The organism is Stenotrophomonas sp. 1337 (assembly GCF_031455455.1).
GTDB classification, from domain to species: domain Bacteria; phylum Pseudomonadota; class Gammaproteobacteria; order Xanthomonadales; family Xanthomonadaceae; genus Stenotrophomonas; species Stenotrophomonas indicatrix.
In genome coordinates this window covers 103,358-115,566 of sequence record NZ_JAVDSR010000009.1, presented here as the reverse complement: position 1 = coordinate 115,566, position 12,209 = coordinate 103,358, and the positions used below count along the sequence as shown (strand labels likewise).

Below are 12,209 nucleotides of genomic sequence, written 5' to 3'. Positions count from 1 at the left end.
GCACTGCAGATGCGCGACCTCCACCGATGCTGCTGGCAGAGCTCCCGCGCGAACGGATCAGGCAGCCGGAACCGGAAGCAGATCCATCACTCTGGCAACGACATCTTCGATGCCGATGCCTGTGGTGTCGATGAGGACAGCATCGTCTGCCGGCTTCAGGGGCGCCACGGTACGCTGAGCATCACGGGCGTCGCGGGCCATGATCTCGCGCAGGAGGTCTTCAAAGTTAACAGAAACCCCCTTGTCTTTCAACTGCTTATGCCGGCGCTCGGCGCGCTCCTCGGCACTGGCGGTCAGGAAGACCTTGTAGGGGGCGTCCGGGAAGATCACCGTGCCCATGTCGCGGCCGTCGGCGACCAGCCCCGGCTCCATCCTGAATGCGCGCTGGCGCTCCTTCAGGGCGGCCCGGACCTCGGGGATGGCGGCAATCGCCGACGCCAGCGCCCCGGTGGTCTCCAGCCGCAGCTCGTCGGTGGCATCGGTGCCATTGACCAGGACCCGCATGCCATCGCCCTGCTCGACGAACTGGACATGCGTATCAAAGGTACAGCGCACCAGCGCGGAGGCATCGGAGGTGTCGATGTCGGCCCAGCTGGCCGCCACGCCGACCGCGCGGTACAGAGCGCCCGAATCCAGGTAGTGCCAGCCCAACCGGCGCGCCACGATGCGGCTGATGGTACCCTTGCCGGCCCCTGACGGGCCGTCGATGGTCAGGACGGGAACGAGTGGATTCATGGGGGTCCTTGCGCGTGTGAAGGGGGCATTCTAGCCCCTGCCGGACACCCCGTAACGGGCCTTTTGTGCAACCACTTGAAACCATGGGGAAAAGCCCGGTAGAATGGCGGGCTTGAACGAGCGTCCACTGCCGATTGTCTTTCGCATATCGCGGCCACGCTCCACCCGAACAACTACTGTTTACGCCGAGGTATGCCATGAAAGTTCTGTCCTCCCTGAAGTCGGCGAAGGCCCGTCACCGTGACTGCAAGGTCGTGCGTCGTCGTGGCAAGATCTTCGTCATCTGCAAGTCGAACCCGCGTTTCAAGGCGCGTCAGCGCTAAGCCCAACGGTCCTTGTGACCGCGGCTGGCCCCACGCGGGGCCGACCCGATGCAAAAAGCCGCCTTCGGGCGGTTTTTTGTTTATGCGGTTTTTTCCTGCCGTTTTTGCTGTAATCGCTGTTCTTGACCACTGGGGAGTAGATCGAGATGACGCGTTACCTGTGCACCCTGGCCGTACTGGCCACCCTGGCTGCCGCCACTCCGGCGATGGCCGATACCCTGCTTGTCGACCGCGCCCGCGAAAAGCCGGCCGGCGCGCTGCCCGTCCGCGGCCAGAGCATGCAGCAGGTGCAGTCGCAGTTCGGCGCGCCGGCAGAGCAGCTGCAGCCGCGCGGCGGGCAGAAACGGCAATGGCCGACCATCCACCGCTGGGTGTACCCGCAGTTCACCGTCTACTTCGAGAAGCAGAAGGTGATCGACGTGGTGGCAAACCAGGCGGATCCGAACGAAATCGGCCCCAAGCCGCCGATCCGTTGACCCCCATGCCCGCCACCGGCGGGCGCGTGTAGCGAGACCATGAACCAGACCCTTCGTTTTCCTGCCGAATGGGAAGCCCAGAGCGGCGTCCTGATTGCCTGGCCCACCGCCGACACCGACTGGGCCGACCGCCTGGGCCAGGTGGAAGAGACCTACATCGCCCTGGTTGCAGCGATCACCCGCTTCCAGCCGGTGCTGATCTGCGTGGCCGACGATGACGTGGAGACCTACGCCGAAATGCGGTTGCGCTCCAACCGCATCGACATGGACAAGGTCCACTTCACCACCGCCGCCTACGACGACACCTGGCTGCGTGATTCGGGCCCGATCACCCTGCGCCGTGCCGACGGCAGCTTCCAGCTGCTGGACTTCCGCTTCACCGGCTGGGGCGGCAAGTTCGACGCCACCCTGGATGACCAGCTGGTCGGCGCGCTCGACCAGGCCGGCGTGTTCAACGACGCGACGGTGCGCAGCATTCCGTTCGCGCTGGAGGGCGGCGGCATCGAGACCGATGGCGAAGGCACCCTGCTGACCACCTGGAAGTGCCTGCACGAGCGCCATCCCGACCGTGACCGCGACAGCCTGAGCGCCGACCTGGCCGACTGGCTGCAGCAGAAGCGCGTGCTGTGGCTGGATCATGGCTATCTGGAAGGCGACGACACCGACGCCCATATCGACACCCTCGCCCGCTTCGCCTCGGCCGACAGCATCGTCTACCAGGCCTGCGACGACGCCAGCGACTCGCATTACGCCGAGCTGCAGGCGATGGGCACCGAGCTGGCCGCGTTGCGCACCGCTGACGGAAAGCCGTACCGCCTGTTCCCGCTGCCGTGGGCACAGCCGGTGATCGATGAAGGCCGTCGCCTGGCTGCTTCGTATGCCAATTACCTGATCGTCAACGGCGCGGTGCTGATGCCGGCCTATGGCGACCCGGCCGATGACCTGGCCCGCGACGTGCTGGCACAGGCCCACCCTGGCCGCGAGATCGTGCAGGTGCCGTGCCGCTCGCTGATCTGGCAGAACGGCAGCCTGCACTGCATCACCATGCAGCTGCCGGCTGGGCTGTTGAAGGCATAAACCACGCGGTAGCGCCGGGCCATGCCCGGCGAGCGCGGCGGCATCTGGAAAATCCGCCGGGCATGGCCCGGCGCTACCGGTTGCGTGCACCATTCAGCAGCCAACACGCTGTCGTGGCGCATCCGCGTTAACATGCGGGTTTTCCCCCGCAGGATCGCCCCGCATGAACTCGCGCAGCCCCCTTACCGTCGCCCTGATCCAGGAGCGCAACCACGGTGATGCCGCCGCCAACCTGGCGGTGATCGAAGCGCGTGTTGCCGACGCCGCGGCGCAGGGCGCGAAGCTGGTGCTGCTGCAGGAACTGCACAACGGTCCCTACTTCTGCCAGCACGAATCGGTCGATGAATTCGACCTGGCCGAGCCGATTCCGGGCCCGAGCACCGAGCGCTTGGGCGCGCTGGCCAAGAAGCATGGCGTGGTGCTGGTCGGCTCGCTGTTCGAGCGCCGCGCTGCCGGCCTGTACCACAACACCGCCGTGGTCTTCGAGAAGGACGGCACCTTGCTGGGCAAGTACCGCAAGATGCACATTCCCGATGACCCGGGCTTCTACGAGAAGTTCTACTTCACCCCGGGCGATATCGGCTTCAAGCCGATCGACACCTCGGTCGGCCGCCTCGGCGTGCTGGTGTGCTGGGACCAGTGGTACCCGGAAGCAGCGCGCCTGATGGCGCTGGCCGGTGCTGAGCTGCTGCTGTACCCCACCGCGATCGGCTGGGACCCGGATGATGTGCAGGACGAAAAGACCCGCCAGCGCGACGCCTGGGTACTGAGCCACCGTGGCCATGCCGTAGCCAACGGCGTGCCGGTGCTCAGCTGCAACCGCGTCGGCCACGAGGCTTCGCCGCTGGGCGCCTCGGGCATCCAGTTCTGGGGCAACAGCCACGTGCTGGGCCCGCAGGGCGAGTTCCTGGCCGAAGCCGGCACCGACGCGACCATCCTGATGTGCGAGGTCGACCTGCAGCGCAGCGAACACGTGCGCCGCATCTGGCCGTTCCTGCGTGATCGTCGCATCGACGCCTACGGCGACCTGCTCAAGCGCTACATCGACTGACCCGGAGCCCGCGCATGGCCGTACTCATCCGTGATGCCGGCCCTGCCGACATCGCTGCGATCACCGCGATCTACGCGGTGGAAGTGACCGACTTCGTCAATACCTACGAGTACGAGATCCCTGACCAGGCCGAGATGCTGCGCCGCATGCGCGACATCATCGACCGCGGCTTCCCCTACCTGGTGGCCGAGGTCGACGGCCAGGTTGCCGGCTATGCGTATGCCAATACCTACCGCACGCGTATCGCCTACCAGTGGACCGTTGAGAACTCGGTCTACGTCGATGCCCGTTTCCAGGGCCGTGGCGTCGGCACCAGCCTGCTGCAGGCACTGATCGATGCGTGCACCGCGCGCGGTCATCGACAGATGGTGGCGGTGATCGGCGAGCCGACCAACACGGCCTCCATCAAGCTGCACGAACGCTTCGGTTTCCAGCTGGTGGGCGTGTTCCGTGGCCTCGGCCGCAAGCACGGCCGCTGGCTGGACACCGTACAGATGCAGCGCGCGCTCGGCGATGGCGCCGATTCCGCTCCTTCCAATGAATGATTCCATGACCGAAACCCTTCCCGAAACCGGCGACGATCTGTTCGCCGGCCAGCCAGTGCGCGTCGTCGAGCGCGATGGCGTGCGCTACACCCTGCTGGGCACTGCCCACGTCTCCCATGCCAGCGTCGAGGCGGTGGAGAAAGCCATCGACAGCGGACGATTCGATGCGGTGGCCGTCGAGCTGGACCCGCAGCGCCTGCAGGCGCTGAGCGACCCGGACACGCTGGCCAAACTGGACCTGGTGGAAGTGATCCGCAAGGGCCGCGTCGCGTTGTTCGCGGCCAACCTCGCGTTGTCGGCCTACCAGCGCCGACTGGCCGAACAGCTCGGCATCGAGCCGGGCGCGGAACTCAAGCGTGCGGTGGACCTGGCGCGCGAGCGCAACCTGCCGGTGCACCTGATCGACCGCGAAGTCGGCCTGACATTCCGCCGTGCTTCGCAGCGACTGGGCTTCTTCGGCAAGCTGAAGCTGGTCGCCGGGCTTGGCGCCGGCCTGTTCTCGTCCGAGGATGTCGGCGAAGACGAGATCGAGAAGCTGAAGCAGGGCGACATGCTGGAATCGAGCTTCGGCGAGTTCGCCAGCGAGAACCCGGCGTTGTACGAAACGATCATCGGCGAGCGCGACCGCTACATGGCCACGCGCCTGCGCGAAGCGCATGATCCGCAGCAGCGCGAAGTGCTGGCGGTGGTCGGCGCCGGCCATCTGGCCGGCCTGGCGCGTTACCTGGAAACCGATACCGAGGCGCCTGCGCCGTTGCGCGAGCAGCTGGAAGCGGTGCCGAAGAAGCGCAACATCCCGTGGTTCACCCTGGCAATCCTCGCCATCGTGGCCACCGGCATCGGTGTCGGCTTCTATCGTGGTGGACTGGGCGTGGGCACCGAACTGCTGGCGACCTGGGCGATGTATACCGGCGGCCTGGCTGGCCTGGGCTGCCTGGTGGCCGGCAGCCACCCGCTGAGCATCCTCACCGCGATCGTGGTGGCGCCGTTCAAGCCGTTCCGCCTGAGCATCCCCACCGGCGCATTCGCGGCACTGGTGGAAGCGCGCCTGCGCAAGCCGACCTACGAGGATTTCCTCAAGCTGCGTGACGATGCACAGTCGTTGAAGGGCTGGTACCGCAACCGTGTCACCCGCGTGGTGCTGACCTTCATGCTGACCAACCTGGGCAGCATGCTGGGCCTGTGGCTGACCGCGGGCAAGGTGTGGAGCAAGGTGGCGAGCTGATCGCCCTGCCCCGCCGGGCATGGCCCGGCGCTACCGGTAGGTGCCAACTTTGGTTGGCACGTCATTTACATCCACGGCGATGGTAGCGCCGGGCCATGCCCGGCAAAAAAAAGGGGAGACCGCCCCACTACGACCGGTCTCCCCCCACCACAACACGTTTCCGCCCCTCCGGTCGAGCAAGCTCGACCACTACACCTACACCGGGGTTCCCGCCACGACCTCGCGGCCGCGAGCGCGCTGGATCAGCCGCACCACCGCATTGCGCAGGTCATCAAGCACCGCGTAGATCGTCGGCAGGAACAGCAGGCTGACCACGGTAGAGAACGCCAGGCCACCGGCAATCGCACGCGCCATCGGCGAGTACTCCGGCCCGTTGCCGAACATCTGTGTATCGGTCAGCGAGATCGGCACCATCGCCAGGATCGCCGTGCCCATGGTCATCATGATCGGGCGCAGACGCTCGCGTGAGCCCTCCACCAGCGCCTGGGTACGGCCCATCCCGCCCCGGCGCAGATTGTTGATGTGCTCGATCATCACGATGCCGTTGTTCACCACCACGCCCATCAGCACCAGGATGCCGATGAAGGACATGATCCCGAACGAGGTGCCGGTGATCCAGAACAGCCAGAACACGCCGAAGATCGAGAACAGCACGCCGCTCATGATCGCCGCCGGGAACAGCAGCGATTCGAACACTGCGGCCATCACCACGTAGATCATCACCAGCGCGATCAGCAGGTTGAACACCATCTGCTGCATCGCCTCGTTGTCATCGCCGTAGTCGCCGCCATCGAAGGTGAAGCCGTAGCCGGCCGGGAAGTTCATCGGCCTGAGCACTGCTTCCATGGCCTTGCGGCCGTCCGGTGCGGTGATCTTCTCGGCCAGGTTGGCCTTGATGGTCAACGTGGTCTGGCGGTTGGTGCGACCGATCTGGGTCGCTGATGAACCCACATCGACACTGACCAGGCTCAACAGCGGTACGCTGCGGCCATCGCCGGTGCGCACGCTGAAACCGGCCAGGTCTTCAGGGCTGCTCTGTTCGGCACCGGCGAAGCGCACCCATACCGGCACTTCGTTGTCACCACGACGGAACTCGCGCATCGGTGCACCACGCAGCGCCAGGCCAACGAAACTGGCAACCTGCTCGGCATTGAATCCGAACGCCGCTGCACGCTCGCGGTCGACGTGCACTTTCAGCTCGCCGCCCTTCTCGCCGTTGTCGATGCGCACATCGCGCAGCTCGGCGCGCTGCGCCAGCAGCGGCAGCACTTCCTGGCCGATCTCCTGCAGCATCGCGCTGGAGTCGCCGACCAGCTGCACCTGCACGCCTTGGTTGCCGCCACCGCCACCATCACCGCCCTGGTTGCCGACGAAGTAGTCGGTACGCGCGGATTTCGGCAGCCCTTTGCGCAGCTCTTCCTGCAGCGCCTTGATGTCCTTGGCGTACTTCTCGTCCAGGGTGACCACGGTCGAACTGCCTTCCTGTTCGCTGTACCAGGAATAGACCTGCTGCACGTGCAGGCGCTCGCGGTTCTGCTCGATCCAGCCTTCGACGCGGGCCACTTCCTCGGACATCTGCCGGTAGGTGTAGGCGCCCTTCCACATGTAGCCGATGAAGATGTCCTTGCCACCATCGCCACCGAACATGTCGATCTTGGTCAGCTTCATCGGCACCAGGCTGACCAGCACCACCAGCAGGATGCCCAGCAGGCTCCAGCCGCGATGGCGCAGTGACCAGTCCAGCAGCTGCGCGTAGCGGCGCTGCAGGCGCGCGATCACGCCGGTCTGCGAGTGCACCAGCTTCGGCGTGGCCATGCGTGCGGACAGCATCGGGATCAGGCTGACCGCCACCAGCCACGAGGCCAGCAGGGAGACCGAGATGGTGATCGCGATCTGCGCCATGAAGATGCTGATGTTGTTGGTTTCACCAAACAGGTTGGGCACGAACACGATGCAGTGGCACAAGGTGCCGGCGCTGAGCGCGATGGCAACGTTACGGGTGCCGATAATCGAGGCCAGGCGTGGCTGGTCCGGCAGCCGCTCACGTTCCTGGTAGATGCTCTCGACCACCACCACGGCATTGTCGACCAGCATGCCCACGGCCAGCAGCAGGCCCATCATGGTCAGGATGTTGAGCGTGACGCCGGCGAAATACATGAAGCCCAGGGTGATGGTGAAGCAGATCGGAATGGCCAGGGTCACCATCAACGTGGACGGCCAGTGGCGCAGGAAGAAGAACAGCACCGTCACCGACAGGATCAGGCCGACGCCGCCGGCCTCGGCCAGCTCCAGCAGGGACGAGGTCACCGCCTTGCCCTGGTTGTCGATCACCTTGATCTGCACGTCGCGCATCGATGCCTGCGCGCGGATCGCCTCAACCTCGGCAAGCGCGCCGCGCGAGACGTCCACCAGGTTGGCGCTGCGTTCCTTGTAGATGTCCAGGCCGACGGCAGGATTGCCATCCAGACGGCGGCCATAGCTCATGCGCGCCGGCTTCAGCCGCACATCGGCAATGTCACCCAGGCGCAGTCCCTTGGCATTGATCACCAGGTCACGCATTTCCTGCAGGTCGGTGATCTCGCCCACCGGCTGCACGCGCACGCGCTGGCCGTTGTCGTCGATCTGCCCGGCCGAGATCGAGAAATTCAGCGTGCGCAGGCGATCGCTCAGCTCGTTGATGCTCATGCCGTGGGCGTTCAGGCGGTTCGGATCGATCGCGATCTCCACCTCGTTCGGTGGCGCGCCGGTGATCTCGACCCGGGCCACGCCCGGAATCCGCTCGATACGCCGCTTGAATTCGCGGTCGAGCATGTCATAGGCGGTGGTCAGGTCGGTGGTACTGGCCAGGCGCACTTTCAGCACCGGCTGGTCGCTGCTGGACCACTTGAACACGTTGTAGCGCTGCACATCGTCAGGCAGGTCACTGCGGATCGCGTCGATGCGCTCGCGCGCGTCCGAGGCGGCGATGGCGATATCACGATCCCAGTCACTGAACTCAATGAAGATCGACGCAGCTTCGGAGGTCGCCGACGACCGCATGCGCTTGATGCCGGTCATCGTCGCCAACGACTCCTCCACCGGCCGGATGATGGTCCGCTCGACTTCTTCCGGCGTGGAGCCGGTATAGGGAATCTGCACGAACAGGAACGGTGCGGAGATGTCCGGCAGCGCTTCCAGTGGCAGCCGGAACGAGGCGATCAGGCCGACCACCACCAGCGACACGAAACACATGATGGTGGTGACCGGGCGGCGGATGGAGAACTCGGCAACGCTCATGCCGGTTCCTCCGCACCCGACGCACTGCCCTCGGCACCGTGCAGGCCCTCACCGGCATGCTTGCGACCGCGTTCGCGGTAGTAGGCATCGCCGCGGCGGTCCATCAGGTCGTACACCACCGGGATCACCAGCAGGGTCAACAGGGTCGACACCAGCAGGCCACCGATCACGGTGATCGCCATCGGTGCGCGCACTTCGGCGCCCTCGCCCATCGCCACCGCCAGCGGCAGGAAGCCGAACAGCGTGCACAGGGTGGTCATGATGATCGGCCGCAGGCGCGAACGCGCACCTTCCACCAGTGCCTCGTGCTTGGCAACGCCGGCCTCGCGCAGCTGGTTGACCTTGTCGATCAGGATGATCGCGTTCTTGGTGACCAGGCCGACCAGCAGGATCAGGCCGATGAACACCACCACCGAAATCGGCTTGCCGGTCAGCATCAACGCCAGGATCGCGCCGACCAGCGCCAGCGGGATGGTGAACAGGATCACGAACGGATGCAGCAGCGATTCGAACTGCGAGGCCATCACCAGGTAGACCAGGAAGATCGCCAGGCCGAAGGCGAAGATCAGCGACTTCGCCGCCTGTGCCAGTTCCTCGCCCTGGCCGCCGATGTGCAGGCCCACGCCAGCGCCCAGCGGCTGTTCGGACACCATCTGCTGTACTTCGCGCATGGCCGCGCCCAGGTCGATGTCGCGCAGGTTGGCCGAGACCACGGCCACCCGGGTCTGGTCGGCACGATGGATCTCGCTGGGGCCGGTGGTGGCCACCACGTCGGCAACCGCATCCAGGGTGACCGGACGGGTGCTGCCCGGATTGACGATCAACCGGCGGATGCTCTCCACGCTGGCACGATCGGTTTCCTGCGCGCGCACCAGCACGTCGATCTTGCGGTCGCGGAAGCTGTAGCGGGTGGCGACATCGCCGCGCACCTTCTTCACCACCACATCGGCGATCTGCCGCGTGGTCAGGCCCAGTGCACCGGCTCGCTCCTGGTCGAAGCGGATCTGGATTTCCGGGAAGCCCTCTTCCACGGTGGATTTGACGTCGGCGTAGTGCGCGTTGCCGCGCAGCAGCGCCGCCAGGCGCTGGCCCGCCACTTCCAGGGTTGCCATGTCCTGCCCACGCAGTTCGATTTCCAGCGGCGTGGAGAAGCTGAACAACGCCGGCCGCGCGAAGTCCACCTGCGCACCCGGGTGCTGGCCCATGGTGTCGCGCAGGCGCTCGGTGATCTCCGCTTCGGTCTGCGGGTTGCCGCCGCCTTCCATCACGATGGTCAGCTTGCCGATGTTCTCGCCACTCTCGGTCGGGCTGGCATCCAGGCGGGTACCGCTGCCGCTGACACCGTACAGCGATGCCACGCCTTCGCCCTTGCCATGCGCCAACTGCAGCTCACGCACCAGCGCATCGGTCTGCTTCAGCGGCGTGCCGGCCGGCAGCTTGACCGTCATTTCGAAACGGTCCTGCGCCAGCTGCGGGATCAGGTCGGCGCCGAGCATCGGCACCAGCGCCATCGTGCCGACAAACGCTAGCGCAGCCAGGCCCAGCACCTTGCCAGGGTGGGCCAACGCACGCGGCAGCAGCCGCAGGTAGCCACGTTCGGCACCGGCATACGGCTTCATGGCGATGTCACTGGCCTTGCGCATCACCGGGCCGACCACTGCAGCCACGCCACGGCAGAGGCGCACCACCAGCCATGCCAGCGCGTAGAAACTCCAGCGCATCGTCGCCACCACACCACGACGGCCGAGTGCGACCGGCTTCTGCCAGCGGCTCTGCGGTTGCCACGGCTCGGCTGCGGCTTCTTCCGGGAAGGCCAGCGGCGGCCGACCCTTCAGCGAGCTCAGCATCGGAATCAGGGTCATCGACACCAGCAGCGAAATCGCGATGGCGATAGCCACGGTCAACGCCTGGTCGCGGAACAGCTGGCCGGCGATGCCGTCGACGAACACCAGCGGCAGGAACACCGCGATGGTGGTCAGGGTCGAGGCGACCACGGCCATGCTCACTTCACGGGTACCGGCGATCGCCGCCTGCAGGATGCCCAGGCCGCGTTCGCGCGCCTTGGCGATGCTCTCCAGCACCACGATGGAGTCATCCACCACCAGGCCGGTGGCCAGTGCCAGGCCGCCCAGCGACATCACGTTCAAGCTCAGGCCAAGCTGGCCCATGAAGAAGAACGTGGCGATGATCGAGACCGGCAACGACAGGCTGATCACGAACGTGCTCCAGCCGTCGCGCAGGAACAGGAAGATGATCAGGATCGCCAGCAGGCCGCCGATCACCGCGTCCTTCTTGACGTCGGCGATGGCGTGCTCGATGAAGCGCGACTGGTCTTCGATCGTGGTCAGTTCGGCATCGGCCGGGAACGTTGCCTTGATCTGCTCCAGACGCTTGCGCAGCGCTTCGGCGGTGGCCACGGTATTGGCGTCGCCTTCCTTGTAGATCGCCAGTTCGACCGACTCCTTGCCGCCCAGGCGGATGACCGCTTCGCGTTCCTTGTAGCCCTGGCGCACGGTGGCCACGTCCTTCAGGCGCACCGGCACGCCGTTGGCGACCACGCTGGAGGCGCCGCCAGAGGAAGCGCTCTGCGCAGCGGAAGCGGCGGCGACGGCTGCAGCCGAGCCCGTAGAGGCAGCGATGTTGAACATCTGCTGCAGCGCCGAGTCGGCCGCGCTGCCGTTGGCGGACTGGGTGGTGACCAGCAGGTTGCGGATTTCTTCCAGATCGGCGAACTGGTTGACGGTGCGCACCAGGAAGCGCTGCGAGCCCTCCTCCAGGCGGCCGCCGGAAATGTTGATGTTCTCTTCCTTCAACCGCTTGATGACGGTGTCGATCGGCAGGTTGAGCTGGGCCAGTTTCTGCTGGTCGATGTCGACCTGGATCTCGTCTTCCAGGCCACCGCCAACCTTCACCGCCGCCACGCCGGTAACCGGCTCCAGCTTCTTCTTCAGGTCTTCGTCGGCATAGCGACGCAGGCCGGTCAGTTCACGGATCGCTTCTTCGTCGGTCGCAGGCGCGGCCTTGGTCGACAGCACCAGGCGCATGATCGGCTCGGTGGACGGATTGAAGCGCAGCAGCACCGGCGCCTTGGCTTCCAGGGGCAGGTTCAGCGCTTCCATCTTGTCGCGCACTTCCAGGCTGGCCTGGTCCATGTTGGTGCCCCAGGCGAACTCGAGCACCACATCACTCTGGCCGGTACGCGAGACCGACTTCAGCTTGCGCAGGTTCTTGACCACGCCCACGGCTTCTTCGACCGGCTGGGTGATCAGGGTTTCCATTTCCGTCGGCGCCGCACCGGTGTACTCGGTGCGCACGGTCAGCGTCGGATAGCTCAGGTCGGGCAGCAGGTTGACCTTGAGGTTGCCTAGTGCGATCAGGCCGAACAGCAGCAGGGTGACCGTGCACATGGCGATGGTGACGCGGCGGCGGGTGGCGAACTCCACCAGGCCGCCACGCATGCCTGCGGCGGCGCCATCGCTCCCGGGCGAGGCACCGTGGTCG

At 65.9% G+C, this 12,209-nt stretch carries 8 protein-coding genes and 1 pseudogene; 6 read left to right on the top strand and 3 right to left on the bottom strand.

The window, feature by feature from the left end; genetic code table 11:
• Window positions 1–57 precede the first annotated feature (57 nt).
• The gene (cmk, locus tag J2X70_RS13875) at window positions 58–735 is read right to left on the bottom strand and encodes a (d)CMP kinase (protein WP_025875034.1); all 678 of its coding nucleotides are present in this window, start codon (window positions 733–735) and stop codon (window positions 58–60) included.
• Window positions 736–932: 197 nt separating this feature from the next.
• On the opposite strand from cmk, the gene ykgO reads away from it, so the two are divergent.
• The 6 genes from ykgO to J2X70_RS13845 all read left to right on the top strand — a co-directional run bounded on the left by ykgO (window position 933) and on the right by J2X70_RS13845 (window position 5,432).
• On the top strand, window positions 933–1,058 hold the full coding sequence (ykgO, locus tag J2X70_RS13870) for a type B 50S ribosomal protein L36 (protein WP_005409283.1): 126 nt from the start codon (window positions 933–935) through the stop codon (window positions 1,056–1,058).
• A gap of 206 nt (window positions 1,059–1,264) precedes the next feature.
• Window positions 1,265–1,534 carry a hypothetical protein gene (locus tag J2X70_RS13865; protein WP_223482678.1) on the top strand — a complete coding sequence of 90 codons (270 nt, stop codon included), beginning with the start codon at window positions 1,265–1,267 and terminating at the stop codon, window positions 1,532–1,534.
• A gap of 39 nt (window positions 1,535–1,573) precedes the next feature.
• Window positions 1,574–2,611: an agmatine deiminase family protein gene (locus J2X70_RS13860; RefSeq protein ID WP_140227107.1), complete on the top strand. Its 1,038-nt coding sequence runs from the start codon at window positions 1,574–1,576 to the stop codon at window positions 2,609–2,611.
• A gap of 163 nt (window positions 2,612–2,774) precedes the next feature.
• The gene (locus J2X70_RS13855) at window positions 2,775–3,662 is read left to right on the top strand and encodes a carbon-nitrogen hydrolase (RefSeq protein ID WP_025875046.1); all 888 of its coding nucleotides are present in this window, start codon (window positions 2,775–2,777) and stop codon (window positions 3,660–3,662) included.
• Window positions 3,663–3,676: 14 nt separating this feature from the next.
• Window positions 3,677–4,207: a GNAT family N-acetyltransferase gene (locus J2X70_RS13850; RefSeq protein WP_025875048.1), complete on the top strand. Its 531-nt coding sequence runs from the start codon at window positions 3,677–3,679 to the stop codon at window positions 4,205–4,207.
• Window positions 4,200–5,432: a TraB/GumN family protein gene (locus tag J2X70_RS13845; RefSeq protein WP_032951769.1), complete on the top strand. Its 1,233-nt coding sequence runs from the start codon at window positions 4,200–4,202 to the stop codon at window positions 5,430–5,432. The genes J2X70_RS13850 and J2X70_RS13845 overlap by 8 nt, the downstream gene beginning before the upstream one ends.
• A gap of 195 nt (window positions 5,433–5,627) precedes the next feature.
• On the opposite strand, the gene J2X70_RS13840 is transcribed toward J2X70_RS13845, so the two are convergent.
• Both J2X70_RS13840 and J2X70_RS13835 read right to left on the bottom strand, forming a co-directional pair.
• The gene (locus tag J2X70_RS13840; RefSeq protein ID WP_309910788.1) at window positions 5,628–8,708 is read right to left on the bottom strand and encodes an efflux RND transporter permease subunit; all 3,081 of its coding nucleotides are present in this window, start codon (window positions 8,706–8,708) and stop codon (window positions 5,628–5,630) included.
• Window positions 8,705–12,160, bottom strand: a pseudogene (locus tag J2X70_RS13835) (efflux RND transporter permease subunit); the annotation flags it as partial. The gene J2X70_RS13840 and the pseudogene J2X70_RS13835, both read right to left, overlap by 4 nt.
• Between the last annotated feature and the right edge of the window lie 49 nt (window positions 12,161–12,209).

Bases quoted from the DNA above. Each gene is read 5' to 3' on its own strand.
- J2X70_RS13855 (WP_025875046.1), top strand. From the start codon at position 2,775: ATGAACTCGCGCAGCCCCCTTACCGTCGCCCTGATCCAGGAGCGCAAC.
- J2X70_RS13840 (WP_309910788.1), bottom strand. From the start codon at position 8,708: ATGAGCGTTGCCGAGTTCTCCATCCGCCGCCCGGTCACCACCATCATG.
- J2X70_RS13850 (WP_025875048.1), top strand. From the start codon at position 3,677: ATGGCCGTACTCATCCGTGATGCCGGCCCTGCCGACATCGCTGCGATC.
- J2X70_RS13845 (WP_032951769.1), top strand. From the start codon at position 4,200: ATGAATGATTCCATGACCGAAACCCTTCCCGAAACCGGCGACGATCTG.
- J2X70_RS13860 (WP_140227107.1), top strand. From the start codon at position 1,574: ATGAACCAGACCCTTCGTTTTCCTGCCGAATGGGAAGCCCAGAGCGGC.
- cmk (WP_025875034.1), bottom strand. From the start codon at position 735: ATGAATCCACTCGTTCCCGTCCTGACCATCGACGGCCCGTCAGGGGCC.
- ykgO (WP_005409283.1), top strand. From the start codon at position 933: ATGAAAGTTCTGTCCTCCCTGAAGTCGGCGAAGGCCCGTCACCGTGAC.
- J2X70_RS13865 (WP_223482678.1), top strand. From the start codon at position 1,265: ATGGCCGATACCCTGCTTGTCGACCGCGCCCGCGAAAAGCCGGCCGGC.